General features: G+C 61.7%; 23 protein-coding genes and 2 pseudogenes. 6 read left to right on the top strand and 19 right to left on the bottom strand.

Annotated features, from left to right (window positions below):
* The first annotated feature begins 57 nt into the window (after positions 1-57).
* Positions 58-2,013 carry a glucan biosynthesis protein gene (locus L4G42_RS18960; RefSeq protein ID WP_336885876.1) on the top strand — a complete coding sequence of 652 codons (1,956 nt, stop codon included), beginning with the start codon at positions 58-60 and terminating at the stop codon, positions 2,011-2,013.
* Positions 2,006-4,603 carry a glucans biosynthesis glucosyltransferase MdoH gene (gene mdoH / locus L4G42_RS18955; RefSeq protein WP_237253253.1) on the top strand — a complete coding sequence of 866 codons (2,598 nt, stop codon included), beginning with the start codon at positions 2,006-2,008 and terminating at the stop codon, positions 4,601-4,603. Before L4G42_RS18960 ends, mdoH begins: the two co-directional genes overlap by 8 nt.
* Before the next feature lie 219 nt (positions 4,604-4,822).
* Here the strand turns inward: mdoH and L4G42_RS26530 are convergent, their stop codons facing one another.
* The 13 genes and pseudogenes from L4G42_RS26530 to ubiE all read right to left on the bottom strand — a co-directional run bounded on the left by L4G42_RS26530 (position 4,823) and on the right by ubiE (position 15,548).
* Positions 4,823-5,689 carry a methyl-accepting chemotaxis protein gene (locus L4G42_RS26530; protein WP_474001573.1) on the bottom strand — a complete coding sequence of 289 codons (867 nt, stop codon included), beginning with the start codon at positions 5,687-5,689 and terminating at the stop codon, positions 4,823-4,825.
* Positions 5,681-6,640, bottom strand: a pseudogene (locus tag L4G42_RS26525) (methyl-accepting chemotaxis protein); the annotation flags it as partial. The gene L4G42_RS26530 and the pseudogene L4G42_RS26525, both read right to left, overlap by 9 nt.
* Before the next feature lie 309 nt (positions 6,641-6,949).
* Positions 6,950-7,654 (bottom strand): methyl-accepting chemotaxis protein, encoded by a 705-nt coding sequence (locus L4G42_RS26520; RefSeq protein WP_474001572.1) that lies wholly within the window; start codon positions 7,652-7,654, stop codon positions 6,950-6,952.
* Positions 7,655-7,855: 201 nt separating this feature from the next.
* Positions 7,856-8,713 (bottom strand): annotated as a pseudogene (locus tag L4G42_RS26515) (methyl-accepting chemotaxis protein); the annotation flags it as partial.
* A 660-nt stretch (positions 8,714-9,373) separates the two neighbouring features.
* The gene (locus L4G42_RS18940; protein ID WP_237253250.1) at positions 9,374-10,081 is read right to left on the bottom strand and encodes a 16S rRNA (uracil(1498)-N(3))-methyltransferase; all 708 of its coding nucleotides are present in this window, start codon (positions 10,079-10,081) and stop codon (positions 9,374-9,376) included.
* Complete coding sequence (gene tatC / locus L4G42_RS18935) at positions 10,078-10,872, bottom strand: twin-arginine translocase subunit TatC (RefSeq protein ID WP_133774761.1); 795 nt, start codon at positions 10,870-10,872, stop codon at positions 10,078-10,080. The genes L4G42_RS18940 and tatC overlap by 4 nt, the downstream gene beginning before the upstream one ends.
* A complete protein-coding gene (gene tatB, locus L4G42_RS18930; protein WP_237253248.1) occupies positions 10,869-11,417 on the bottom strand; it encodes a Sec-independent protein translocase protein TatB in 549 nt (182 codons plus the stop codon). The genes tatC and tatB overlap by 4 nt, the downstream gene beginning before the upstream one ends.
* A 10-nt stretch (positions 11,418-11,427) precedes the next feature.
* On the bottom strand, positions 11,428-11,712 hold the full coding sequence (locus L4G42_RS18925; RefSeq protein ID WP_237253247.1) for a twin-arginine translocase TatA/TatE family subunit: 285 nt from the start codon (positions 11,710-11,712) through the stop codon (positions 11,428-11,430).
* 42 nt (positions 11,713-11,754) lie between these two features.
* Entirely contained in the window at positions 11,755-12,087 is a 333-nt protein-coding gene (locus tag L4G42_RS18920; RefSeq protein ID WP_065986654.1) for a phosphoribosyl-ATP diphosphatase, read from the bottom strand.
* A 2-nt stretch (positions 12,088-12,089) separates the two neighbouring features.
* Positions 12,090-12,482 (bottom strand): phosphoribosyl-AMP cyclohydrolase, encoded by a 393-nt coding sequence (gene hisI / locus L4G42_RS18915; protein ID WP_237253246.1) that lies wholly within the window; start codon positions 12,480-12,482, stop codon positions 12,090-12,092.
* Positions 12,483-12,538: 56 nt separating this feature from the next.
* Positions 12,539-14,158 carry a ubiquinone biosynthesis regulatory protein kinase UbiB gene (gene ubiB, locus L4G42_RS18910; protein WP_237253245.1) on the bottom strand — a complete coding sequence of 540 codons (1,620 nt, stop codon included), beginning with the start codon at positions 14,156-14,158 and terminating at the stop codon, positions 12,539-12,541.
* Entirely contained in the window at positions 14,155-14,778 is a 624-nt protein-coding gene (locus L4G42_RS18905) for a ubiquinone biosynthesis accessory factor UbiJ (protein WP_237253244.1), read from the bottom strand. Before L4G42_RS18905 ends, ubiB begins: the two co-directional genes overlap by 4 nt.
* Positions 14,778-15,548, bottom strand: a complete 771-nt coding sequence (ubiE, locus tag L4G42_RS18900; RefSeq protein WP_122534362.1) for a bifunctional demethylmenaquinone methyltransferase/2-methoxy-6-polyprenyl-1,4-benzoquinol methylase UbiE — start codon at positions 15,546-15,548, stop codon at positions 14,778-14,780. The genes L4G42_RS18905 and ubiE overlap by 1 nt, the downstream gene beginning before the upstream one ends.
* 141 nt (positions 15,549-15,689) lie before the next feature.
* Here ubiE and L4G42_RS18895 point away from each other — a divergent pair, with 141 nt between their 5' ends.
* The gene (locus L4G42_RS18895) at positions 15,690-15,968 is read left to right on the top strand and encodes a polyhydroxyalkanoic acid system family protein (protein WP_237253243.1); all 279 of its coding nucleotides are present in this window, start codon (positions 15,690-15,692) and stop codon (positions 15,966-15,968) included.
* Positions 15,969-16,157: 189 nt separating this feature from the next.
* Here L4G42_RS18895 and L4G42_RS18890 read toward each other — a convergent pair whose 3' ends face one another.
* The 6 genes from L4G42_RS18890 to L4G42_RS18865 form a co-directional block, all read right to left on the bottom strand.
* On the bottom strand, positions 16,158-16,535 hold the full coding sequence (locus L4G42_RS18890; protein ID WP_237253242.1) for a gamma-butyrobetaine hydroxylase family protein: 378 nt from the start codon (positions 16,533-16,535) through the stop codon (positions 16,158-16,160).
* Positions 16,536-16,747: 212 nt separating this feature from the next.
* Positions 16,748-18,085, bottom strand: coding sequence for an ATP-dependent protease ATPase subunit HslU (gene hslU / locus L4G42_RS18885; RefSeq protein ID WP_237253241.1), 1,338 nt, complete (start codon positions 18,083-18,085; stop codon positions 16,748-16,750).
* Between the two features lie 69 nt (positions 18,086-18,154).
* Entirely contained in the window at positions 18,155-18,685 is a 531-nt protein-coding gene (hslV, locus tag L4G42_RS18880) for an ATP-dependent protease subunit HslV (RefSeq protein WP_074890792.1), read from the bottom strand.
* Positions 18,686-18,938: 253 nt separating this feature from the next.
* On the bottom strand, positions 18,939-19,628 hold the full coding sequence (locus L4G42_RS18875) for an SPOR domain-containing protein (protein WP_237253240.1): 690 nt from the start codon (positions 19,626-19,628) through the stop codon (positions 18,939-18,941).
* 1 nt (position 19,629) lies between these two features.
* Complete coding sequence (gene argS, locus L4G42_RS18870; RefSeq protein WP_237259198.1) at positions 19,630-21,375, bottom strand: arginine--tRNA ligase; 1,746 nt, start codon at positions 21,373-21,375, stop codon at positions 19,630-19,632.
* A gap of 120 nt (positions 21,376-21,495) precedes the next feature.
* Positions 21,496-23,715, bottom strand: coding sequence for a primosomal protein N' (locus L4G42_RS18865; RefSeq protein WP_237253238.1), 2,220 nt, complete (start codon positions 23,713-23,715; stop codon positions 21,496-21,498).
* Positions 23,716-23,883: 168 nt separating this feature from the next.
* Here L4G42_RS18865 and rpmE point away from each other — a divergent pair, with 168 nt between their 5' ends.
* The 3 genes from rpmE (at position 23,884) to L4G42_RS18850 (ending at position 26,391) form a co-directional block, all read left to right on the top strand.
* The gene (rpmE, locus tag L4G42_RS18860; RefSeq protein WP_065986634.1) at positions 23,884-24,117 is read left to right on the top strand and encodes a 50S ribosomal protein L31; all 234 of its coding nucleotides are present in this window, start codon (positions 23,884-23,886) and stop codon (positions 24,115-24,117) included.
* A gap of 23 nt (positions 24,118-24,140) precedes the next feature.
* Entirely contained in the window at positions 24,141-24,944 is an 804-nt protein-coding gene (locus L4G42_RS18855) for a thermonuclease family protein (RefSeq protein ID WP_237253237.1), read from the top strand.
* Between the two features lie 178 nt (positions 24,945-25,122).
* Positions 25,123-26,391: a malic enzyme-like NAD(P)-binding protein gene (locus tag L4G42_RS18850; protein WP_237253236.1), complete on the top strand. Its 1,269-nt coding sequence runs from the start codon at positions 25,123-25,125 to the stop codon at positions 26,389-26,391.
* Positions 26,392-26,552: the final 161 nt, after the last annotated feature.

Genomic DNA, 26,552 nt, shown 5'->3' with positions numbered 1-26,552 from the left:
CCCGGCATTTGATAGCTGGCCGTTGGTTTCTTCATCTGTTTTCGGCGAGGGTTGCTCGTGATTGTTAGTCCATGTAATGCACCAAAGAACCCGGGCGGGCGCTTGCGCAGCGCGCTGCTGGCAGGGTCGGCTTTGTTTTGTCTGTTCGGCGCCAGTCAGCTCTGGGCGTTCGATCTCGACGACGTGGCGACAAAGGCCAAAGATCTGGCCGGACAGAAATTCACCGCGCCGAAGAGCAATCTTCCGGCCGAATTCCGCGACATGAAGTTCGCGGACTATCAAAAGATCCGCTTCCTGCAAGACAAGGCCGAGTGGGCCAATGACAAAACCCCCTTCAAGGTGTCGTTCTACCATCAGGGCATGCACTTCGACACCCCGGTCAAAATCAATGAAGTCACCGCCAACTCCGTCAACGAGATCAAGTACGACCCGAGTCGTTTCGATTTCGGCGACGTGAAGTTCGATCCCAAGTCGACCGAGAACCTGGGCTACGCCGGCTTCCGCGTCACTTACCCGATCAACAAAGACGACAAGCAAGACGAAATCATGACCATGCTGGGCGCGAGCTACTTCCGCGTGATCGGTAAAGGTCAGGTTTACGGTCTGTCTGCGCGCGGGATGGCGATCGACACGGCCATGCCATCGGGTGAGGAATTCCCTCGCTTCACCGAATTCTGGATCGAGAAGCCGAACCCGGATGACAACCATCTGGTTATTTTCGCCTTGCTCGACTCCCCTCGCGCCACTGGCGCGTACAAGCTGACCCTGCGTCCGGGCACCAACACACTGGTTGATGTCCAGTCGCGCATGTACCTGCGTGACAAGGTCGGCAAACTGGGCGTTGCGCCGCTGACGAGCATGTACCTGTTCGGTGCCAATCAGCCGTCGAAAGTCCTCAACTACCGTCGCGAGCTGCACGACTCCAGCGGTCTGTCGATCCAGGCCGCCAATGGCGAGTGGATCTGGCGTCCGCTGAACAACCCTAAACACCTTGCCGTGAGCAGCTTCTCGGTCGAGAACCCGCGCGGTTTCGGTCTGCTGCAACGTGGCCGCAATTTCAGCCATTACGAAGATCTGGATGACCGCTACGACAAACGTCCAAGCGCCTGGATCGAGCCGAAGGGCGACTGGGGCAAGGGCACCGTTGATCTGGTCGAGATTCCGACTGCCGACGAAACCAACGACAACATCGTTGCGTTCTGGAAGCCGGAAACCCAGCCAGAGCCGGGTCAGCCGATCGACTTCAACTACCGTCTGCACTGGACCATGGATGAGGACGCCATTCACTCGCCGGATCTGGGCTGGGTCAAGCAGACCCTTCGCTCTACGGGTGACGTGAAGCAATCGAACCTGATCCGTCAACCGGATGGCAGCGTTGCCTACCTGGTCGACTTCGTTGGCCCGACCCTCGCCAAGCTGGGCGAAGATCCGTCGATCCGCAGTCAGGTCATTACCGACGACAACACCGATCTGGTCGAGAACAATCTGCGCTACAACCCGGTGACCAAAGGCTGGCGTCTGACTTTGCGCCTGAAGGTCAAGGATCCGGGCAAGTCGGTTGAGATGCGTGCTTACCTGCTGCGTGAAACCCCTGCCGAACCGGGCAAGGAGCCAGCAGTGATCACCGCTGACAAGTCGGACAAGAAGCCGGTTGCCAAGGCTGACGCCAAGCCTGCTGTTGCCGCTGCGCCAGCGGTTGCCGCACAGAAGGATGACAAAGCAGAAATCGTCAAAACCGACGCTTTGAAGGCCGGTGATGCGAAGGAAGCCAAAGGGCCTAAAGCCGATAGCAAGGATGCCGCCAAGTCTGCTGACGCAACCAAGGTTGCAGAAGCCAAGTCGGACGAGGCGTCCAAGCCAGAAGCCGCTCTGGGCGACGCTGCCAAGGCCAACAAAGCTATGAAAGACACCCCGCAGCCAGCGGTAGAGGCTGCATCCACCCAACAGGGGCCGGCCATGATTCAACAAGTCCTGACCGAAACCTGGAGCTACCAGTTGCCAGCCGATGAGTAATTCACACGCGGTGCCAGAGCCTTTGAATGAGTCTCTCAGCGAGTACCTGGCGCACTTGCCGATGACCGACGCGCAGCGGGCAGAACTTGCCAGCTGCACCTCGTTCGCTGAGCTGCACGAACGCCTTTCGGCGCAGACCGTCGCTGACCCTGCCGAGGCCTCCCAGGCTTCGGTGGGTCGTCGCCTGACCCTGACGACCGCTGATGAACTGCACGAAGCCGAGATGCTGAGTGTCGACGCCAGCGGCCGCGTTGTCCTGAAAGCCACGCCGCCGATTCGTCGGACCAAAGTCGTGCCGGAGCCGTGGCGGACCAACATCCTGCACCGCGGCTGGCGTCGACTGACCGGGAAGACCAATCCGCCGCCGCCCAAGGACGATCTGCCACGCGATCTGCCGAAGGCGCGCTGGCGCACCGTGGGTTCGATCCGTCGCTACATTTTGCTGATCCTCATGCTGGGCCAGACCATCGTCGCCGGCTTCTACATGAAAGGCATCCTGCCGTACCAGGGCTGGTCGTTGGTTTCGTTCGACGAAATCAGTCACCAGACCCTATGGCAGACCGCTGTTCAGGTCATGCCGTACGCGTTGCAGACCAGCATCCTCTTGCTGTTCGGGATTCTGTTCTGTTGGGTATCGGCGGGTTTCTGGACCGCGCTGATGGGCTTCCTCGAATTGCTCACTGGTCACGACAAGTACCGTATTTCCGGTGCCAGCGCGGGCATTGAGCCGATCGAAGCCGGTGCGCGCACTGCGCTGGTGATGCCGATCTGCAACGAAGACGTGCCTCGCGTATTCGCGGGTCTGCGAGCGACGTTCGAATCGGTCAAAGCCACGGGCGATCTGGATCGTTTCGACTTCTTCATTCTCAGCGACTCCAACGAAACCGACATCTGTGTGGCCGAGCAACAAGCCTGGCTGGACGTGTGCCGTGAAACCGGTGGTTTCGGCAAGATCTTCTACCGTCGTCGCCGCCGTCGCGTTAAGCGCAAGAGCGGTAACCTCGATGACTTCTGCCGTCGCTGGGGCGGTGAATACCGCTACATGGTTGTGCTTGACGCTGACTCGGTCATGAGCGGCGAATGCCTGACCAGCCTCGTGCGTTTGATGGAAGCGACGCCGGACGCCGGCATCATCCAGACCGCGCCGCGTGCCTCGGGCATGGACACGCTGTACGCCCGCATGCAGCAGTTCGCCACTCGCGTGTACGGCCCGCTGTTCACGGCCGGCCTGCACTTCTGGCAGCTGGGTGAATCCCACTATTGGGGTCACAACGCGATCATTCGCATGAAGCCGTTCATCGAGCACTGCGCCTTGGCGCCGCTGCCCGGGAAGGGAGCCTTTGCCGGTGCGATTCTGTCCCACGACTTCGTCGAAGCAGCGCTCATGCGCCGTGCCGGCTGGGGCGTGTGGATTGCCTACGACCTGCCGGGCAGTTACGAAGAGCTGCCGCCGAACCTGCTGGACGAACTCAAGCGTGACCGTCGCTGGTGCCACGGTAACCTGATGAACTTCCGTCTGTTCCTGGTGAAAGGCATGCACCCGGTGCACCGCGCGGTGTTCCTGACCGGCGTGATGTCCTATCTGTCGGCGCCGCTGTGGTTCTTCTTCCTGGTGCTGTCGACTGCGCTGCTGGCGGTGAACACGCTGATGGAGCCGACCTACTTCATGGAGCCGCGTCAGCTGTATCCGTTGTGGCCACAGTGGCACCCGGAAAAAGCCGTCGCTTTGTTCTCTACGACAGTCGTGCTGTTGTTCCTGCCGAAACTGCTCAGCGTGATTCTGATCTGGGCCAAGGGCGCGACCGGCTTTGGTGGCCGCATCAAGGTTACGATGTCGATGCTGCTGGAAATGTTGTTCTCCATGCTGCTGGCGCCGGTGCGCATGATCTTCCACACCCGCTTTGTACTGGCTGCGTTCCTGGGCTGGGCCGCAACGTGGAACTCGCCGCAGCGTGATGATGACTCGACGCCGTGGAGCGAAGCGGTCAAGCGTCACGGGCCACAGACACTGCTGGGCTTTTGCTGGGCGCTGCTGGTGGCTTGGCTGAACCCGAGCTTCCTGTGGTGGCTGGTGCCGATTGTGGGTTCGTTGATGCTGTCGATCCCGGTGTCGGTGATTTCCAGCCGCACGAATCTGGGCCTGAAGGCGCGCGACACCAAGCTGTTCCTGATTCCGGAAGAGCACACGCCGCCGCAAGAGCTGGTGTCCACTGACACGTACACCCATGAGAATCGCTGGCACGCGCTGAACGACGGCTTTGTTCGCGCAGTGGTTGATCCGCAGCAGAACGCTTTGGCCTGCGCGTTGGCGACCTCTCGCCATCGCGATGCCGAGCCGATCGAGTGGATGCGTGTCGAGCGTGTGCGTCATGCGATCAAGGGTGGCCCTGAGCTGCTGAACAACCACGAGCGCCTGCAATTGCTGAGCGATCCGGTTGCGCTGGCGCGGTTGCACGAGCTGGTCTGGAGCGAAGGCAATTCCGCCTGGCTCAATGCCTGGCGCGCTTCGGTGGAAGCCGATCCCCATGCGCCGCTGCTGCCCTTGCAGCCAGCGACCCATGTGAACGACGCGACTCTCGTTAACGCCTGATTCACGCGCTAAACAAAACGCCGCCGAAGAGCCATCTTCGGCGGCGTTTTTGTTTGGGCCATGAATCAGACGTGTTTGCAAGGCTAACAGCCATACACAAATCGACTGTAGGAGCGCGCTTGCCCGCGAAAGCATTCCGTCAGCACATAATAAGTCGTCTGATCCACCGCAATCGCGGGCAAGCGCGCTCCTACAGTTGAGGCGGTGCTAACTCCGCAATCAACTCACCCGAAACTTCCCGACCATCTCCTGCAACTGCACCCCCAACCGCGCCAGCTCAATGCTTGAGGCGGCGGTCTCCTCGCTGGACGCCGCGGTTTGCTCGGACACATCCCGCACGTTCAGCACGCTGCGGTTGATCTGCTCCGCCACGCTGCTCTGTTCTTCTCCCGCCGCAGCGATCTGCTGGTTCATCGTCTGAATCGTCGACACCGTGCGTGTGATGTGTCCCAGCGCGCTGCCCGCCTGGCGACTCAACTCGACGCTGCTGTCGGTCAGGGTCCGGCTGGCATCGAGCGTCATCACCACTTGTTGGGTGCCGCTTTGCAGCGCCGCGATGAGCACTTCGATTTCCTCGGTGGATTCCTGAGTGCGCTGGGCCAGGCCGCGAACCTCATCGGCGACGACCGCAAAACCGCGTCCCGCTTCGCCCGCCCGGGCGGCTTCGATTGCGGCGTTCAAGGCGAGCAGATTGGTCTGTTGCGACACTGACTTGATGACGTCGAGCACCCCGCCGATCTTGTCGCTCTCCAGCTTCAGCTTGCCCATCGCCTCAGTTGAATTGTTCACCTCCAGCGCCAGGCGCTCGATCTGCGCGATGGCGTCGTTGACCACCTTGTCGCCGTCCCGCGCCTGCTGATCCGCGTGCCGCGCCGCCTCGCTGGCTTCTTCAGCATTGCGAGCCACTTCCATCACGGTCGAGGTCATCTGGTTCATGGCCGTGGCGACGCAATCGGTTTCGTCTTTCTGGCTATTGACGCCCACGCTGGTTTGCTCGGTGACGGCCGACAGTTGCTCCGCCGCGCTGGCAATCTGGGTCACGCCGTCGCTGATACCGCTGATGAGTTGGCGCAGGCTCAGAGTCATGTCCTGCATGCTGCGCTGGAGCATGCCCATCTCGTCGCGACGGCCGACTTCGAGGTCCTGACTCAGATCACCCTTGGCGATGCGCGCAGCGGCACTCAAGGTCAGCCGTAGCGGCGCGATGATCTGCTGGGTGATCAGCCAGGCGGCCAGCAGGCCAAGGAGCATTGCCAGCCCGGCCACGCCACTGAGCGTCTGCCGCGACTGCGTGGCTTCCGCATCACGCCGCTGGCCTTGCAGCGCCGTGATCTCGCCGGTTGACGTAAGCGGGCTCTCGCTCAGCGCCTCCATGGACTCCTGAGCCGCTTCAACCTTGACCTGCAGGTCTTTGAACTGGCCCATGTGCTCGCGGTACTTGAGCAGCGTCTTACGGGCGTTGAGCAATTCGCTGACGTTGCCGTCGGCCTGATCGCTGGCGATCTGCTCGACTTCCTTCAGCGCTTCGTCGATGGCGGTAATGGCGGAGATCTCGTAGGACTCTTTACCGCTGAACACGTACGCCTGGACTTCGTAACGGGCGTTTTGCACCTGGCCGCGCAACTGCTGGATGTTGGTGAACTCCCCCAGGCGCTCGCTGCTGTCCTGCTCCTGACTCACGGCCTTCAAGACTTCGCTTTCCACCAGGCCAATGGACGTGATCGCCTCTTCAGACAGGACGGCCAGTTGCGCACGCGAATCTGCCCGCGCGCTCAGCAGCTTGGCCAGGTCGGCAAAGGTGGCTTCGAGCGCCCGCACGGTGTCGCTCTGCCCGTTGAGCAACTTGAGGATGTCGGCAGGCGGGGCGTCGTCGCGCAATACCACCAGATGCGCTTCGATCTCGTTAATGCGCGCAACGACGCGCGAGGCGCTGTCGGCAGTGTTTTCGACCCGAAAGACAATGCGCTCGGCGCGCAGGTCCTTGGTCATCGCGTTGAGCTGGGCGATGGAGGTCAATGACTCCGAGCGCTCGATCATGGTGTCGAGCCCATGCCAGCCGGTCAGGGTGATGGCCAGGGTCAGAAACAGAACCAGGCCGAAGCCCAGCGAGAGTTTGAGTTTGACGCTGGTGTTGGCCAGCGTCCGGTTGATGCCTTGCAACATGATGACTCTCCTGCGGATGAGCGATAAACGCGCATCGGCAGGGGAAGCGGAGGCGTGACCTGATCAGGTCGTAGGAGATTTCCGAGGGGCGGGAAGGGGGGACGCGTGTCACAGATTCCGCCCCTGATCGGAGGTGTTGCCGGCAAGCCTTCCGCTGAAGCAGATGCGAACCGGGCAAATGGATCAGACCCGGAAGCGGCCCACCAGCGCTTGCAGATGGCTGCCCAGGCGCGCCAGTTCGACGCTCGATGCGGCGGTTTCTTCGCTGGCCGCGGAGGTCTGTTCCGACACATCGCGCACGTTGAGCACGCTGCGGTTGATCTCCTCGGCCGTGGCGCTTTGCTCTTCGGCGGCAGCGGCAATCTGCTGGTTCATGGATTGAATCGCAGAAACCGTGCGGGTGATGCTTTCCAGTGAGCTGCCCGCGCGGCGGGTCAACTCGACGCTGCTGACGGTGAGTTCGCGGCTGTTGTCCATGATCGTTGCCACCTGCCGGGTACCGTTCTGCAGGCCGGAAATCAGCTCTTCGATCTCTTCCGTGGATTTTTGCGTGCGCTGCGCGAGGCTGCGCACTTCGTCCGCCACCACGGCAAAGCCACGCCCGGCCTCGCCAGCCCGCGCGGCCTCAATGGCGGCGTTCAGGGCCAGCAGGTTGGTTTGCTGCGCAACGGACTTGATCACGTCGAGGACGCTGCCGATCTTGTCGCTCTCGCGCTTGAGTTCAGCCATTGCCTCGGTGGAGTGACCGACTTCGGTCGCCAGACGCTCGATCTGCGCAATGGCCTCGTTGACCACCTTGTCGCCTTCGCGCGCCTGAAGGTCCGCGGCTACGGCAGCCTCGGACGCTTCTTCGGCGTTGCGCGCAACTTCCTGCACCGTGGCGGTCATCTGGTGCATGGCGGTGGCGACCTGGTCGGTCTCGACCTTCTGGCTGTTGACGCCGGCGCTGGTCTGTTCGGTGACCGCCGACAACTCTTCGGCGGCGCTGGCGATCTGGGTCACGCCTTCGCCGATGCCGCTGATCAATTCACGCAGCCCGACGGTCATGCGCTGGATGCTGCCCTGCAACTGGCCAAGCTCGTCGCGGCGGTCGACGCTGAGGTTGTGGGTCAGATCACCGGACGCCACCCGCTCGACCGCAACAAGCGTCTGGCCCAGCGGCACTGTGATTTGCCGGGTGATGACCCAGGCGGCAAGCACACCGAGGATCAGCGCCAGCACCGTCGCGATGCCAAGGGTCGATTGGGCCTGACTGCTGTCGGCATCGCGTTTGGCGTTTTGCGAAACGCTCAATTGGTCGCTGACATCGAGCAACTGCTGGCCCAGCCCGGTCATCTTGGCCAGGGCCTGACGGCTGACCAGTTGTGCGTCACGGTATTGGCCGACCGCCGCGCGGTAGCCTTTGAGCGCCAGGTTGGCCTTCTGCAGTTGCGGGATGTACTGGGAAGACACGTCGCCCGCCAGCGTGTTGACCCCGACAATGGCCTCGTCGATGGCTGCGGTAGCGTTCTTTTCGAAATCCGGATTGCCGCTGAAGGTGTAACCGCGGACCTGGAAGCGTGCCTGCTGAATCTGTTTGCTGACATCCACCGCGCTGTTGAATTGCAGGATGTTGTCGTGCTGAATCAACGCTTCCTCGATCTTTTTGACCATGTCCACGGCGGCATCGGCGGTGGCCCCCAGGTTGGTCCGGCTGGCTTCGCGATTCTGAATGGCCTTGGTCATGTCGTCGAAGGCGCGGCGGTAATCGCTGGCCGCCTGAATCTGAGTATCCAGCAGCGTGAGATCGTCAGCGCCTCTGATCATGCTGCGCGCGGTTTTCAGATCCGCGTCGAGCTTGTCCAGCGCAGTCATGACAGCCGTCGCGGCTTCGGCGCTGTATTGGGTTTCATACACCATGCTCGCCGTGCGCAGGTCCATCGTCCGCTCACTGATCAGCGAGATCATCCCCAGCTTGTCGCCGCGCTCGATCAACGCCTTGACACTCGACCAGCCCGTCGCCGTGATGAGCAGCGTGAGCAACAGCACCAGCCCGAAACCGATACCCAGTTTGAGGCTGACGCTCATATTTCCAAGGCGTTGGGTAAACCAGCGAGACATGATGATTCCTTGCGAATTGTTTTTATGGACGCCTGTACATCGGCCGCTGCGCGACGAACTGAAGCGTTGGATGACTAAGGGCTTGGTGGGCAGGTTCACGACTGCTGCGCAGCCGATCGCGGGCAAGCGCGCTCCTACGCCTTCGGCAGAAGCGGGTCAGGCGTTGATCGGCAGAGATGGGTTCGGTATTGATCGTCAGGTTGAGTGCCGCTGGTGCGGATGCTCATTGGGTTTGCCGCGCGTCCGGATGTCGGCGATCTGCCTTGGATTCTGCCCGAAGGGCGTAGGAGCGCGCTTGCCCGCGAACTGGCGCGAAGCGGCAGCAAAACAGACGCCTCGGTCGAGTCAGATGCAACTGGTGCGGATGCTCATTGGGTTTGCCGCGCGTCCGGATGTCGGCGATCTGCCTTGGATTCTGCCCGAAGGGCGTAGGAGCGCGCTTGCCCGCGAACTGGCGCGAGGTGGCAGCAAAACAGACGCCTCGGTCGAGTCAGATGCAATGCAGCCTCAGAACAACCGGGCCAGCAGCGCGGTCACGGCGGTCTCGACGCGCAGGATCCGTGCGCCCAGTTGAACCGGATTCAAGCCGGACGCGTGCAACAGGTCGACTTCGTAGGGAATCCAGCCACCTTCAGGGCCGATGGCCAAGGTGACAGGCTGTTCAACCGCGCGCGGGCAGGCGGGGAAATCACCCGGATGGCCGACCAAACCCAGCGTCCCCTCCACGATGGCGGGAAGGCGGTCTTCAACGAATGGCTTGAAGCGCTTTTCGATGACGATCTCCGGCAGCACGCTGTCCCGGGCCTGCTCCAATCCGAGAATCAACTGCTCGCGAATCGCCGCAGGCTCCAGAAAGGGTGTCTGCCAGAAGCTTTTTTCGACGCGATAACTGTTGACCAGGATCACTCTGGACACACCCATCGTAGCCACGGTCTGAAACACGCGGCGCAGCATCTTCGGACGAGGCAGGGCGAGGATCAGCGTCAGTGGCAGTTTGGCCGGCGGGGCGTGCTCGAAGCTCACCGAAAGCTCGGCTTCCCGAGGCTCCAGCCGCAGCAGTTGCGCACTGCCCAGCAGTCCGTTCACGCGGCCGACCCGCAGGCTGTCGCCGACCTCGCTGCGATGCACTTCCTGCATGTGCTTGAGGCGCCGGTCACGCAGCACAACCCGGTCCGCCGCGATGAAGTCGGCTTCCTCAAGCAACAGCAGGTTCACGGCTGGGTCGCTGGCGGTTGGCTCTGTTCGTCTTCGGCTTTTTCGTCGTCTTCATGATCGCCGCGTTTGGTGATCATCGAACTGCACAGCACGCCGATCTCGAACAGCAGCCACATCGGCACGGCCAGCAGGGTCTGCGAAAAGATGTCCGGCGGGGTGAGGATCATGCCGACCACAAAGCAGCCGATCACCACGTACGGGCGAATCTTCTTCAGGTACTTGACGTCGACGATGCCGATCCACACCAGCAGCACAACCGCCACCGGGATCTCGAACGCAACGCCAAACGCCAGGAACAGCGTCATGACGAAATCCAGATAACTGGCGATGTCCGTCATCATCGACACGCCCTCCGGGGTGACGCTGGCGAAGAAGTGGAAAATCAGCGGGAAGACCAGGAAGTAGGCAAACGCCATCCCGGCATAGAACAGGATGATGCTCGACACCAGCAGCGGCACGGCGACGCGCTTTTCATGCTTGTACAGACCGGGCGCGATGAAGCCCCAGATCTGATACAGAATCACCGGCATCGCCAGGAACAGCGCCACCATCATCGTCAGCTTGAACGGCGTGATGAACGGCGAGGCCACATCGGTCGCGATCATCGTGGCGCCGTCAGGCAGAAACTTGCGCAGCGGGGCAGAAACGAAGGTGTAGATCTTCTGTGTGAAGTAGAACAGCGCGCCGAAGATCACGAAGATCGCCAGCACGCAGCGCAGCAGGCGCGAGCGCAGTTCTGTCAGGTGCGAGACCAGCGGCATTTGCTGGTCGTTTTCCGGAATTTCGCTCATGGGGCTCGTGGTGGCAGTGACGAATCGTTGGCAGAAGGCGCACGTTGCACCGCGGTCGCAGGGGTGATGACCGGCGCAAGTGCGGGTGCAGATTCAGGTGCAGCGGGCGCAGCAGGCCCGACATGAACAGGCGGCGGTGCGACCGACGCGCTTTCAGCCGGAGCGGCCGGGCCAATGTCGGCGCTCTGGACCGGTGAGGCCGCACCCATGACCGGCGCTGTCGATACCGGGGCCGGCGAAACCGGCGTCTCGGTAGCAGGTTCAGCCGGTGCTGGCGTAACAGGCGCAGCAGGCGGTTGTTGCGGCTGCATGATCTTGCGAGCCTCTTCTTCCAGCGAAAGAATATGCTCGTTGTGCAACTGACGCCGAATCTCGTCAGCGCCGATTTCGCGCTCAACTTCCTGTTTGATCGCATTGAAGCTGCGTTTCAGACGGCCGATCCAGAGCCCGGCCGTCCGTGCTGCGCCCGGCAGACGCTCGGGGCCCAGCACCAGCAGGGCAACGAGGCCGACCAGCAGCAGTTCAGAAAAGCTGATACCAAACATGCGTCACGACCTAGTCTTTGCGGAGGGGGTCTTCGACTCGTTGCGCTTGAGCGTCGATGGTGTGCGGCTGGTGCAGCGGCGGAGTCGGAGGAACAGGCTGCGCGGTCGGCTGTGGCTGAACCGGCGGCTGCACCGGAGGCTCTTCCGGGTGTTTGTCGTCATCGTTCATGGCCTTGCGAAAGCCCTTGATCGACTCACCCACGTCAGTGCCCAGGTTTTTGAGCTTCTTGGTGCCGAACACCAGCACGACAACCACGAGAATGACGATCCAGTGTTTCCAGTCAAAAATGCCCATGACGCGTTCCTCACAAGAAATTTCGGGCCGCAGCCCATGTATTTATTCCGCCGAGCGAGACGCCTTCTCGGCGTGGCCGGACAGGCCGAAACGGCGGTCCAGCTCATCGAGCACGGCTTGCGGGTGTTGGCCCAGTTGGGCGAGCATCACCATGCTGTGGAACCACAAGTCGGCGGTTTCGTAGACGACATCACTGCAGTCACCGCTGATGGCAGCGTCCTTGGCAGCGATTATGGTTTCGACCGACTCTTCGCCGACCTTCTCCAGAATCTTGTTCAATCCCTTGTGATAGAGGCTGGCGACATAAGACGAGTCGGCAGCCGCGCCCTTGCGTGATTCAAGCACCTCGGCAAGGCGTGACAAGGTATCAGTCATGTTCAGTGTCCTGCTTGGTAAATGGCATCCGGGTCTTTGAGCACCGGGTCCACGGTCTTCCAGCCGGCGTCGTCAAAGACGCGGTAGAAGCAGCTCTCGCGGCCGGTATGGCAAGCGATTCCGCCGATTTGCTCGACCATCAGGATAATGACGTCGGCATCACAGTCCAGGCGCAGTTCATGAAGCTTCTGCACGTGGCCCGATTCTTCGCCCTTTCGCCACAACTTGCCACGTGAACGTGACCAATAGATAGCGCGCTGTTCGCTGGCAGTCAGGCTCAAGGCTTCGCGGTTCATCCAGGCCATCATCAGCACGCGACCGGTCTTGTGATCCTGCGCAATGGCGGGAACCAGACCGTCCTTGTCCCACTTAATCTCGTCCAGCCAGTCTTTCATCGTCGGCTCCGGCCGCTCCAGGGGAGGGTTAGTGTGCCAGCGGCTCACGCTGATGGCTATCGGCGAACGACCAGATAGACACCTGCCGCCAGCATCAGCAAGGCGGGCCAGGCACTCAGGGTGTTCAGCGCTTCGCCGGTCTGGGTATGGGTGATCGCCAACAGTACGCCGCCGGCCAGCAAGCCAGCGCCGAGCAAGCGCAGGGCCCAATGATCGCCATCGCGCCGATAGGGCGGGGGCGGATCGTGGCGATGGGGCTGCGACAGACGTTCGAGCAAATCCCGGGTCATGTTGGCCAGATGCGGAATCTGTTCGACCTGGGACTGCAGATTGCCGAGCAGGGTTTTCGGGCTGACGCGTTCGCGCATCCAGCGTTCGAGGAACGGCTGCGCCGTCGCCCAGAGATCCAGCTCCGGATACAGCTGACGGCCCAGGCCTTCGATGTTGAGCAGCGTCTTTTGCAGCAGCACCAGTTGCGGCTGCACTTCCATGTTGAAGCGGCGAGCGGTCTGAAACAGGCGCATCAGCACCTGGCCAAAGGAAATGTCTTTCAGCGGCTTCTCGAAAATAGGTTCGCACACCGTACGGATGGCCGCTTCGAACTCATTCAGCTTGGTCTCGGCCGGCACCCAGCCCGAGTCGATGTGCAGCTGTGCAACGCGGCGATAATCACGCTTGAAGAAAGCAAACAGGTTGCGCGCCAGATAGTCCTGATCCTCAGGGGTCAGGCTGCCGACGATGCCGCAGTCAATAGCAATGTACTGCGGATCCCACGGCGTGACCGTGCTGACGAAAATGTTGCCGGGGTGCATGTCGGCGTGGAAAAAGCTGTCGCGGAAGACCTGGGTGAAGAACAGCTCGACACCCCGCTCGGCCAGCTTCTTCATGTCGGTGCGTTGATCGGCGAGGGTCGCCAGATCGGTCACTTGCACGCCGTAGATGCGCTCCATGACCAACACCTTCGGCCGGCACCAGTCCCAATAGACCTGCGGCACGTAAAGCATCGTCGAGCCTTCGAAGTTGCGGCGCAGCTGGCTGGAGTTGGCCGCCTCGCGCAACAGGTCGAGTTCGTCGTAAATGGTTTTTTCGTAATCGGCGACGACGGCCACCGGATGCAGCAGTCGCGCGTCTGCGGAGACCCGCTCGGCAATCTTCGCCAGGATGAACAGCCACGCAAGGTCGGAACCGATGATCGGCTTCAAGCCTGGCCGCACCACCTTCACCACCACTTCTTCGCCTGTTTTCAGGCGTGCGGCGTGGACTTGAGCGACAGACGCCGAGGCCAGCGGGGCCACGTCGAAACGGCTGAAGACTTCGCTGATCTTCGCGCCCAGCTGCGATTCGATCAGCGCGATGGCTTTGGCGGAGTCGAACGGCGGCACGCGATCCTGCAGCCTCATCAACTCGTCGGCGATGTCTTCAGGCAGCAGGTCGCGGCGGGTGGACAGCAACTGCCCGAACTTGATGAAAATCGGCCCCAGGTCCTGCAGCGCCAGACGCAGACGGGCGCCACGGCTCAGTTCGTTCTTGCGCCGCGGAAGCCAGCGCCACGGCAGCACGAAGCGCACGGCCAGCAGCCACCACGGCAGTGGCAGGGCGAACAACAGATCATCGAGGCGGTAACGGATTACGACACGCTGGATGCGAAACAGGCGGCGGACGGCAAGCAGGCTCATGCGTTATCGCTGGATGTGAGGGAGTGGGCCAGACGCTCGAAGCGAGCTTCGAGGCGTTCCAGGTCTTGTTTGGTCTGATCCAGTTCGGCGAAGCGGGCTTCGGCCTCGCGTTTGCCGACCAGCGTGCGGGATTCTTCGGCCAGGTATTCGGCCAGGTTGTGGCTGAGGCTGGCAGCGCTGTCGCGGGTCCAGCGCGCGCTATTGCGCAGCTGCCCACCGATCAGGGGCGCGGCGACGGGACCGAGCCAGCGTTGCAGCTCGTATTCCCAGTCGAGGTCCAGATCCTGCAGCACGCCCACCAGCTCAAGCAGCACGGCGCTTTCACCGTCCAGCTCGACTTCCGGGCTGTGCAGCACGGCATTCTTGTCTTTGCTCATCGCCAGGCGCATCAGGCTCGCAGCGGGTGCCCGCAGGGTAACGTCGGCGCCGCCTTCCCAGTTCGCCGCCAGCATCAGGCCGTCGTCACTGGGGAGTACGTGCAGATGAAACGCCGGGCGGGTGCATTCGATCGCGATGACCTTGCCGCTCAGCCGGTCAAGGCGCGGCAAGGCGGTGCTGTCCATGCGCAGCACGCGATTGATGCCGTGCTCGGCACTGGCGAGCAAGCCGTTGATCAGCATCAGGGCTTGATGCCCCGGTGCAGCGCGACGATGCCGGACGTCATGTTGTGGTAGGTCACGCGGTCGAAACCGGCCTGGACCATCATCGATTTCAGGGTTTCCTGGTCGGGGTGCATGCGGATCGACTCTGCCAGGTAGCGGTAGCTTTCCGAATCGTTGGTGATCAGCTTGCCGGCCAGCGGCATGAAAGCAAACGAGTAGGCGTCGTAGATCTTGGACATGACTTTGCTGGTTGGCTTGGAAAATTCCAGCACCAGCAAACGACCACCGGGCTTGAGCACGCGCAGCATGGAGCGGATGGCGTCTTCCTTGTGCGTCACGTTGCGCAGGCCGAAGGCGATGGTCACGCAGTCGAAGTAGTTGTCAGGGAACGGCAGCTTTTCAGCGTCGGCCTGGACGAACTTGATGTTGCCGGCCACGCCGCGATCCAGCAGACGGTCACGACCGACCTTGAGCATCGAAGCGTTGATGTCAGCCAGTACGACTTCGCCGGTCGGGCCGACAAGATGGGAAAACTTCTTCGCCAGATCACCGGTGCCGCCCGCGATGTCGAGCACGCGGTTGCCGCTGCGAACGCCGGACAGTTCGATGGTGAAGCGCTTCCAGAGCCGATGCATGCCGCCGGACAGTACGTCGTTCATCAGGTCATATTTGGCCGCGACGGAGTGAAATACCTCGGCGACTTTCTCGGCCTTCTGGCTTTCCGGTACGTTTTTGTAACCGAAGTGGGTGATGGGTTCGGCATCGCTGCCTTTGCGCGGATCATTCATATCGCTGTCACCGGAATAAAGTGGCGCCATTCTAATCGTCGGGGCTGGCTTTGTCTTGACAAGGCTCACGGCCAACAGTTTCTTCGATCCGGGCCGCTGGTATAGTGCGCCGACGATTTAAGCCGAAGCAGGAGCCCGTCAGTGGCCAGAATTACCGTGGAACGCCAGCACACGCTGGGAAAGGAAAAGGCCCGCGAGAAGGCTGAGATCATGCTGCAGAAACTGTCCGACAAGTATGGCATCGAGCATGAGTGGACAGGTGACACCGTGGCCCTGGAAGGCAAGGGCGCCAAGGGTACTGTCGCGGTCGAGGATGAGTGGGTGCGGGTGACTATCGACCTCAACTTCTTCCTCTCCGCCATGAGCGGTTCGATTCAGTCGGAAGTTGAACGGCAGTTGGACAAAGTGTTGACCGCCTGATTGACCTAAGGCCCCGTTCTTCGGCCAGAGCCATTCTGGCGTGGAAAGACCTGTAGGAGCGCGCTTGCCCGCGATCGCGGAGTGTCATGTTAAGAGTCGCCATCAGTCAGGATGCGTTCGCGGGCAAGCGCGCTCCTACAGTGGGTGGTGTCCGCGGTCGGAGATCTGCTGTTCAGCCACGGCGAAGGGCTAAAGCATCAGCTTGATGACTTGCTCGGAAGGGTCGCGGGATTTGCCGGCGGCCTTGAGCTCGGCCAGATACTCCTCCCACAGTTGCGCCTGGCGTTGCGCCAGTTGCTCCAGGTATTCCCAGGTAAACAAACCGCTGTCATGACCGTCGTCAAAGGTCAGCTTCAGCGCGTACTGGCCGGCGGGCTCCACCTTGGTGAGCCCGACGCCCAGCTTGCCGAATTGCAGAATCGGATTGCCATGGCCCTGCACCTCTGCCGAAGGCGAGTGCACACGCAGAAATTCCGCCGGCAAGCGGTATTCCTCATCCGGTCCGTATTTCAGGCTGAGGACTTTCGAGGCTTTGTGCAGCTGGATAGCGGTGGGGATTCTCGACATTGGGGTAAGGCCTTGACCGGTGGTTGCAAGTAGGTCTATAGCTAGCCGCGATGTTGCAGCAAGGCAGACATCCTGACGCTGCAACAGACATCCATAGGCCAAAGACCTGTAGGCGCCGGCTTGCTGGCGAATGCGGTGTATCAGACGCAGATGATCGCCTGACAGGTTGCGTTCGCCAGCAAGCCGGCTCCTACAAGTCGGGGTGCAGCGCGTTAGAGGATGTACCGCGACAGATCTTCGTCTTCCGCCAGCTCACCCAAGTGACTGTTCACGTATGCAGCGTCGATCTGAATCGTCCCGCCGTCCTGCGCGCCCGCCAGGTCACCGGCACTGAAAGAAACCTCTTCCAGCAACCGCTCAAGCAGCGTGTGCAAGCGACGCGCACCGATGTTCTCGGTCTTCTCGTTGACCTGCCAGGCGATCTCGGCCAGACGCTTGATGCCATCCGGCAGGAACGCGATGTTCAGGCCTTCGGTCTTCAACAACTCTCGGTACTGCTCGGTCAGCGACGCATGGGGCTCGGTCAGGATGCGTTCGAAATCCTGCGGGCTCAGCGCTTTCAGCTCGACGCGAATCGGCAGACGACCCTGCAGCTCAGGCACCAGATCGCTTGGCTTGCTCAGGTGAAACGCACCGGAAGCGATGAACAGGATGTGATCGGTCTTGACCATGCCCAGCTTGGTGTTAACGGTGCAGCCTTCGATCAGCGGCAGCAGGTCGCGTTGCACGCCTTCGCGGGACACATCGGCGCCGCCAACGTTGCCGCGCTTGGCCACTTTGTCGATCTCGTCGATGAACACGATGCCGTGCTGTTCAACCGCTTCCAGCGCCTTGGCTTTCAGCTCTTCATCGTTGACCAGACGGCCCGCTTCTTCATCGCGAACCATCTTCAGCGCGTCTTTGACTTTCAGCTTGCGGCTCTTTTTCTTGCCCTTGCCCATGTTGGCAAACAGGCTCTGCAGCTGGTTGGTCATCTCTTCCATGCCCGGCGGCGCGGAAATATCGACGCCGCCCATTTCAGCGACCTCAATCTCGATTTCCTTGTCATCCAGCTGACCTTCGCGCAGACGCTTGCGGAACAGCTGACGGGTGTTGGAATCGCTGCCAGACGTCGCGTCTTCGTTGAAGCCTGCGCGTGCCGGTGGAAGCAGGGCGTCGAGAATGCGGTCTTCGGCAGCGTCCTCGGCGCGATGGCGAACCTTGGTGATTTCCTGTTCACGCAGCAGCTTCATCGCAGCGTCGGCCAGATCACGGATGATCGACTCGACATCGCGGCCTACATAGCCGACTTCGGTGAACTTGGTCGCTTCGACCTTGATGAACGGCGCGTTGGCGAGCTTGGCCAGACGACGGGCGATTTCGGTTTTACCGACGCCGGTCGGGCCGATCATCAGGATGTTCTTGGGGGTGACTTCAACGCGCAGCTCTTCAGGCAGCTGCATCCGGCGCCAGCGGTTACGCAACGCGATGGCGACGGCGCGTTTGGCATCGTCCTGGCCGATGATATGGCGATTGAGTTCGTGGACGATTTCACGGGGAGTCATGGACATGGTTTTCAACGGTCCTCGGCAGATTGTAAGTCGGGTAGGCCGCGATGAATGGCGGCCATCACCTGAGGCTTACTCGGCGAGGTCCTGCTCCTCAATAGTGATGTTGTGGTTGGTGAAGACGCAGATGTCGCCAGCAATGTGCAAGGCGGTTTCGGCGATTTCACGGGCAGAGAGTTCGGTCTTCAGCAGCAGCGCGCGGGCCGCAGCCTGGGCGAAGGCGCCGCCGGAGCCCATGGCAATCAGGCCGTCTTCGGGCTCAACGACGTCGCCGTTGCCGGTAATGATCAGCGAAGCGTCTTTGTTGGCAACCGCCAGCATGGCTTCCAGGCGGCTCAGAGAACGGTCGGTACGCCATTCTTTCGCCAGCTCTACGGCGGCGCGCACGAGGTGACCCTGGTGTTTCTCCAGCTGGGCTTCGAAACGCTCGAACAGGGTGAAGGCGTCAGCGGTGGCGCCTGCGAATCCGGCGATGACCTGGCCGTGGTAAAGGCGCCGGACTTTCTTGGCGTTGCCTTTCATGACGGTATTGCCCAGGGAAACCTGGCCGTCACCGGCCATGACGACTTTGCCTTGGCGGCGCACTGAAACGATGGTGGTCAAGGGGAGAGTCTCCACGCTGCGGGGCGAAAATGCCCTGATGGAAACTCATATGGGGGTGGGGGTGGGTATTTCAACCGTTGAGTGGGTTGAGGGATGAATGGTGACATTGGCAGGTATCTTCCCGGACGTCGCCGCTGCCTCGCCCTTTGTAGGAGCGCGCTTGCCCGCGATGGCGGTGTGTCAGGCAATGGATCCGTTATCGATCCACCGCATTCGCGGGCAAGCGCGCTCCTACAGGAGGAGTCGCAAGTCCTTACCGGCTCTGGCGCTGTTGCAGCAGCAGGTTGCTAAACCCGCCGCCCGCCAGTTGCTTCTGCGCTGTGGTCAGTTGTTCGCGGTTGCTGAACGGGCCGACCAGTACGCGGTACCAGGTTTCATCCTTCACCGTGCCCGACTCCACCGTCGACGTTTGCCCCAGCAGAATAATCTGCGCGCGTACTTTCTCGGCGTCGGCCTGTTTACGGAACGAGCCCGCTTGCAGGAAGAACGTCGTCACGGCCGCCGGCTTGGTCACCGGAGGTGCTGGTGGCGGGGTCAAACCGCTGAGCGCCGCCTGGGCGCGTGCAGTGTCGATCTTCGCGGCCACTTCAGGCGTAACCGGCGTGCTTGGCGCAACGACCGGTGGCGTCTTCTCTGGCACTGCTTCGTTCGGCACGATGACTTCCGACTCAGGCAACAGCGTATAGAAGTCGTACTTTGGCTTCACCGGAGCGGTCGGGCTGGGCGGCGTCTTGTTCGCTTCGGCGATCTTTGCGGCCTTGGCTTCGGCCTTGACGCGCTTGATGTCGTCGCCACTGCCGGGTTCGAGCTTCATCAGAAAAACAACGAAAGCGCCGACGGTCAGGCCGATCGCCATCCACACCCAGCCCGGAATCGGCTTCTTGGCGGGTGCCTGATACCGGCTGGCGCCGCGCTTGGGAGCAGGTTTCTTTTTAACGGCCAACTTACATACGCTCCAGAGTGTCCAGACCCAGCAACTGCAGGCCTTGCTTGAGGGTGCGACCGGTCAGGGCGGCGAGGCGCAGACGGCTTTGCTGTTGTTCAGGGTTTTCTGCCGCCAGGATCGGGCAGTTCTCGTAGAAACTGGAGAACAGGCCTGCGAGGTCGTACACATAGGCGCAGAGCACATGGGGCGTGCCCTTGTCGGCGACGGTGTTGACTGTCTCGCCGAACTGCGCCAGACGCGCGGCCAGGTCTTGCTCCTGGGTTGCGTCCAAGATGATTTGGCCCTCGCTCGCGTCGAAGGTTTCGCCCTTTTCTTCGAGCTTGCGGAACACGCCGGCCACTCGGGTGTAGGCGTACAGCAAATAAGGCGCGGTGTTGCCTTCGAAGCTGAGCATCTGGTCGAAGTTGAAGCTGTAGTCGCTGGCGCGATGCTTGGACAGGTCCGCGTATTTCACCGCGCTGATGCCCACGGCCTTGGCGATCGAGCGCAACTCGTCTTCGGCGACGTCCGGGTTTTTCTCTTTGACCAGCGTATAAGCGCGCTCTTCAGCTTCGTCGAGCAGGTCGACCAGCTTGACCGTGCCGCCATCGCGGGTCTTGAACGGACGGCCATCGGCGCCGTTCATGGTGCCGAAGCCCATGTGCTCCATCTGCATGCCGTTGGTGACGAAGCCTGCACGGCGCGCCACTTCGAAGACCTGCTGGAAGTGCAGGGCCTGACGCTGATCGACGAAATACAGCGCGCGATCAGCTTTCAGCACGTTGCTGCGGTAGCGAATGGCGGCGAGGTCGGTGGTGGCATACAGATAACCGCCACCGGCCTTTTGCACGATCACCGGCAGCGGGGTGCCCTCAGCGGTTTTGAATTCTTCAAGAAACACACACTGCGCGCCGTTGCTCTCGACCAGCAGCCCGGCCTTTTTCAGGTCGGCGACGACGTTGGCGAGGTCGTCGTTGTAGGCGCTTTCGCCCATGACGTCCTTCGGCGTGAGGTTGACGTTCAGGCGTTCGTACACTTCCTGGCAGTGGGACAGGGAGATGTCTTTGAAACGGGTCCACAGGCTCAGGCACTCGGCGTCGCCCGCTTGCAGCTTGACCACCAGGCCACGTGCGCGCTCGGCGAATTCTTCGGATTCGTCGAAACGGCCCTTGGCGGCGCGGTAGAAGTTTTCGAGGTCAGCCAGTTCGTCGCTGGTCGCCGGGGTTTCCTGCAGATAGGCCAGCAGCATGCCGAACTGAGTGCCCCAGTCGCCGACGTGGTTCTGACGGATTACGGTGTCACCAAGAAACTCAAGGACGCTGGCCACGCCGTCGCCAATGATGGTCGAACGCAAGTGGCCGACGTGCATCTCTTTGGCCAGGTTCGGCGCGGACAGGTCGACCACAACGCGTTGAGCAGGGCCGTTCTTGCGCACGGACAGGGTCGCGTCGGCGAGGGCTTCGTCGAGACGCGAAGCCAGGGCCTGGGTGTTCTGGAAAAAATTGAGGAAACCGGGACCGGCGATGTCGACCTTGGTGATCTGCTCGTCGGCAGGTAGCGCGGCGACGATTTTTTCAGCCAGGTCACGCGGCTTCATGCCCGCAGGCTTGGCCAGCATCATGGCGATATTGCTGGCGAAGTCGCCGTTTTTCTTGTCCTTAGCGTTCTCCACCTGAATCGCCGGCGTCAGCCCTTCCGGCAAGACGCCATCGGTGACGAGTTGGCTCAGAGCTTGTTGAATCAGCTGGCGAATGGTGTCTTTCATGGTGCTCTCTTTCGACCGCAAGCGCGGCCGCGCCTGGATGCGCGGGTGGAAAAACTGGGCATTATCCGTGGCCGGGGCCACCTTGCCAACCGCGCTGGATGCGCGGTCAACCGATGCGAATCAATAAAGGTCCACCGGATCCACGTCCAGCGACCATCTGACCTGGCGCCCGCTCGGCATGTTTTCCAGTGTCAGCAGCCAGGTCGCGAGCAGCTTGTGCAGTGGCGCGCGGGCGTTGGCCTGGATCAGCAACTGAGCGCGATAGCGTCCGGCGCGTCGTTCCATGGGTGCCGGAACCGGGCCCAGCAGCTCAATGCCGCCCAGCGCCATGTCCTTCAGCAATCGCTCGGCTTCGGTGCAGGCTTCGTCAAGAAACCCCTCGGCCTGACCCGGCTTGTGCGCTTCTGCGCGCAGCAGCGCCAAGTGTGAAAACGGCGGCAGCCCGGCGGCGCGACGTTCACTCAGTGCTTGCTCGGCAAAGGCGAAATAGCCCTGTTCTGTGAGTTGAATCAATAAAGGATGGTCGGCCAGGTGAGTCTGGATGATCACCTTGCCCGGCTCTTCGGCGCGCCCGGCTCTGCCTGCGACCTGTACAATCAATTGCGCCATGCGCTCGCTGGCGCGGAAGTCACCCGAGAACAGCCCGCCATCGGCATCCAGAATCGACACCAGCGTCACGCGCGGGAAGTGATGCCCTTTGGCGAGCATCTGCGTGCCCACCAGAATGCACGGCTGGCCTTTCTGGATGGTGGCGAACAGCTGATTCATCGCGTCCTTGCGCGAAGTGCTGTCCCGATCAACGCGCAGCACCGGGTAGTCGGGGAACAGAATCGCCAGCCGCTCCTCGGCACGCTCGGTCCCTGCACCCACCGGGCGCAGATCGACCTTGCCGCATGCCGGGCAATTGCGTGGCACGCGCTCGACATGGCCGCAATGGTGACAACGCAGCTCGCCCGAGCGCTGGTGCACGGTCATGCGCGCATCGCAGCGGGGGCATTCCGACAACCAGCCACAGTCGTGACACAGCAGAGTAGGGGCAAAGCCGCGGCGATTGAGGAACACCAGCACTTGCTGGCCCGCCGCCAGGGTCTGGCCGATGGCTTGCTGCATGGGACCTGAAATGCCGCTGTCGAGGGGGCGGCTTTTCACATCCAGCCGCAGGAAGCGGGGTTGCTGGGCACCGCCCGCCCGTTGAGTCAGACGCAGGAGCGCATACCGACCGGTGTGGGCGTTGTGCAGACTTTCCAGCGAAGGCGTCGCCGAGCCGAGCACGATCGGGATGTCCTCCTGATGCGCCCTCACCAGCGCCAGATCCCGGGCGTGATAGCGCAGGCCTTCCTGCTGTTTATAGGAGCCGTCGTGCTCCTCGTCGATGATGATCAGCCCCGGGTTTTTCATCGGGGTGAACAGCGCCGAGCGGGTGCCGATGATGATGTCGGCCTCGCCATCGCGTGCCGCCAGCCAGGCGTCCAGCCGGTCGCGATCGTTCACCGCCGAATGCAGCAGCGCGATGCGCGCGTTGAAACGCTGTTCGAAACGCGCAAGGGTCTGCGGCCCCAAGTTGATTTCCGGAATCAGCACCAGCGCCTGCTTGCCCGCCTCCAGCGTTTCGCGGATGAGCTGCAGGTACACCTCGGTCTTGCCGCTGCCGGTGACGCCCGCCAGCAGTGAGGCGTGAAAGCTGCCGAAGCCGGAACGGATGGCTTCATAGGCGGCCCGCTGCTCGGTGTTGAGCGGCAGTTCCGGCTGCGCCAGCCAGTGCTCGTGCCGCTCGACCGGGCCATGACCGCGCACCTCGACGGTCACCAGTCCCTTGGCGAGCAGCAGATTCAGGCTGTCCCGGTTGAGCATCAGCTTGCTCAGCAACTGGTGAGCCACGCCATGGGGGTGCTGGGCCAGCGTGCGCAGCGCCTCCTTTTGTTTCGGCGCCCGGGCGATGCGCGGGTCTTCGACGCTGGCGTCCGGGGCTGCGTGCCAGAACCGCTCCTGCCGCGCTTCCGCAGGTTCGCCCTGGCGCAGCAACACTGGCAACGCCCAACTGAGCGTGTCGCCCAGGCTGTGCTGGTAATACTGCGCAGTCCACAGGCACAGCTTGAATAATGCAGGCGGCAACGGCGCTTCGGCGTCCAGCACCGCAATGGCCGGCTTGAGCTTGTCGGCCGGCACGTCGCTGTGATCGACGACTTCCACCAACACGCCGATCATTTCCCGACGGCCGAACGGCACGCGCAGGCGCATCCCAGGCTGCAAGGCACTGCGCGCCACACCTGCGGGGGCAAGGTAGTCGAACAGGCGGCGCAGCGGCGAGGGCAGGGCGAGGCGCAAGATGGCGTCGGGCACGCGGGGGATATCCTGTTACGGAGTATGACGAAGGGCGCGATCTTAGCAGACGACCGGCGTGAACGTTCCCTTGCGTGATTGGCGTTGTCTGTTAATATGCGCGGCCTAATTCCGTGCGGTATTCAACAATAGTGTTGGGTGGCGGCACGATAGCCTGAGGAAATACCCATGAAAGCTGATATCCATCCAGTTTACGAAGCCATTGACGCAACCTGCAGCTGCGGCAATGTCATCAAAACCCGTTCCACACTGGCCAAGCCTCTGAGCCTGGACGTGTGCAACGAGTGCCACCCGTTCTACACCGGCAAGCAAAAAACTCTGGACGTCGGCGGTCGTGTCGACAAGTTCAAGTCGCGTTTCGGTGCGTTCGGTCCTACCAAAGCTCCTGCTGCTGCAGAGTAAGGTTGGCCGTTCTGGAGTCGCCGATGCGTTTCTCCAGGCTGCTTAAAAAGGCGTCCCTCGCGGGCGCCTTTTTTATGTCCGCGATTTGGCTTTCGGCGGCCCAGGCCTTTTGCCCGGCGCCGGCGTCGCTGCCTGTGGCTCAGGTGCAGCGAGTAGTCGATGGCGACACGGTGCGCCTGAGCGATGGTCGCAGCGTTCGCATGATTGGGCTGAATACGCCGGAAACCGGCAAAAAGGGTCAGTCTGCCCAGCCGCTTGCCGAAGCGGCCAAGCGACGTTTGCAGGCGTTGGTTGATGCCAGTGACGGGCAGGTCAAGCTGCGCGTCGGTGAAGAACCGGCCGATCACTACGGTCGCACCCTCGCCAACGTCTATGGCCGCGATGGCGCCAATCTCGAGGCGCAACTGCTGGCGGAAGGCCTTGGCTACCTCGTCGCAGTCTCCCCGAACGTTGCGCTGGTGAGCTGTCAGCAGGCCGCAGAGAAGTCTGCTCGCCAGGCAGGCCTGGGCCTGTGGCGCAACTCGCCGGTTCAGCCAGTCGAGCAGATCAGCACTGGTGGATTTGCGTTGGTCAGCGGACGCGTGACCAGCGTGCAGCGCAATGGCGGCGGCCTGTGGATCAAATTCGGCGATGCGCTGGTGCTGCGCATTGCGCCCAGGCTGCTCGGCCAGTTCGACACTGCCGAGCTGCAGCGCCTGAAAGGTCAGCGAATCGAAGCCCGTGGCTGGGTGATTGATCGTTCGCGCAGGGGTGGGCTTAAATCAGGTCAGCCACGCTGGATGATGCCGATCACTCACCCTGCAATGATGGATACAGTTAGTAAATAAATTGTAGACATTTTTAGCAAGGATTGCCGCAGCTAGAGGCCTTGTGTTCTGCGGCTCTACGCTGAAAGTCGTAGATGCGGCCTCTTGACACAGGTGACCCGCCAGTCTTGTTAGGACTTTATGACTTGCGTATGCTCGGCGGTCCGTCTGTCCAACAGCAAAAAAGCGGAATGCCCCCATGTCAGATTTGAAAACTGCCGCTCTCGAATATCACGCTCTTCCCCGTCCAGGGAAACTCAGCGTCGAGCTCACCAAAGCCACTGCAACCGCTCGCGATCTGTCGCTGGCCTACAGCCCGGGTGTGGCTGAGCCGGTCCGCGAAATCGGTCGCGATCCGGAGCTTGCCTACAAGTACACCGGCAAGGGCAACCTGGTAGCGGTCATCTCTGATGGCACCGCGATTCTGGGTCTGGGTAATCTCGGGCCTCTCGCGTCCAAGCCGGTCATGGAAGGCAAGGGCGTGCTGTTCAAGCGCTTTGCCGGTATCGATGTGTTCGATATCGAAGTCGATTCGGAAAGCCCGCAGGCCTTCATCGACACCGTGCGACGCATCTCCATCACGTTCGGCGGCATCAACCTGGAAGACATCAAGGCACCTGAGTGCTTTGAGATCGAAAAGGCGCTGATCGAGCAGTGCGACATCCCGGTGTTCCACGATGACCAGCACGGCACCGCGATCGTCACCGCCGCAGGCATGATCAACGCGCTGGAAATCGCCGGCAAAACACTGGAAGCAGCGAAGATCGTCTGCCTGGGCGCTGGCGCCGCGGCCATCTCCTGCATGAAGTTGCTGGTGAGCATGGGCGCGAAGATCGAAAACATCTTCATGATCGACCGTAACGGCGTGGTTCACGACGGGCGTACCGACCTGAACCAGTACAAGGCCCAGTTCGCTCACTCCACCGACAAGCGCACGCTGGCTGATGCTCTGGAAGGCGCTGACGTGTTCGTCGGTCTGTCCGGTCCGAACCTGCTGAGCGCTGAGGGCCTGAAGTCGATGGCGGCCAACCCGATCGTGTTCGCCTGCTCGAACCCGGATCCGGAAATCTCGCCAGAACTGGCTCACGCCACCCGCGACGACGTGATCATGGCAACCGGCCGTTCGGACTACCCGAACCAGGTCAACAACGTGCTGGGCTTCCCGTTCATCTTCCGTGGCGCGCTGGATGTTCGCGCAAAGCGCATCAACGAAGAGATGAAGATCGCAGCGGCCAACGCGCTGCGCGAACTGGCCAAGCTGCCGGTGCCTCAGGAAGTCTGCGACGCCTACGGCGGCATCGCCCTGGCATTCGGTCGTGAGTACATCATCCCGAAACCACTGGACGTGCGCCTGCTGACTGTCGTGTCCGATGCCGTGGCTAAAGCCGCCATCGAAAGCGGCGTCGCGACCCTGCCGTATCCGAAACACTACCCGCTGAAAAGCGTGGATGAGGTGTTCAACGGCTGATAGCTGAACGCTGCACAAAAAAAGCCCTGCACAGATGCAGGGCTTTTTTGTGGGTGCTTGTTTTGTGGCTACCGGGGGGCTTAGCCCTTGCCTCGAGCAACTGTAATTGGATGGACTCGCCCAGGCCGAGGCGTCAATGCGCCACGGTGGCAGTCTAAACA

Origin of the sequence: Pseudomonas petrae, from assembly GCF_021728295.1 — a bacterium.
Classification (GTDB): Bacteria; Pseudomonadota; Gammaproteobacteria; order Pseudomonadales; family Pseudomonadaceae; genus Aquipseudomonas; species Aquipseudomonas petrae.
The sequence above is the reverse complement of the archived record's forward strand: the minus strand, read 5'-3'. Positions and strand labels throughout refer to the sequence as shown.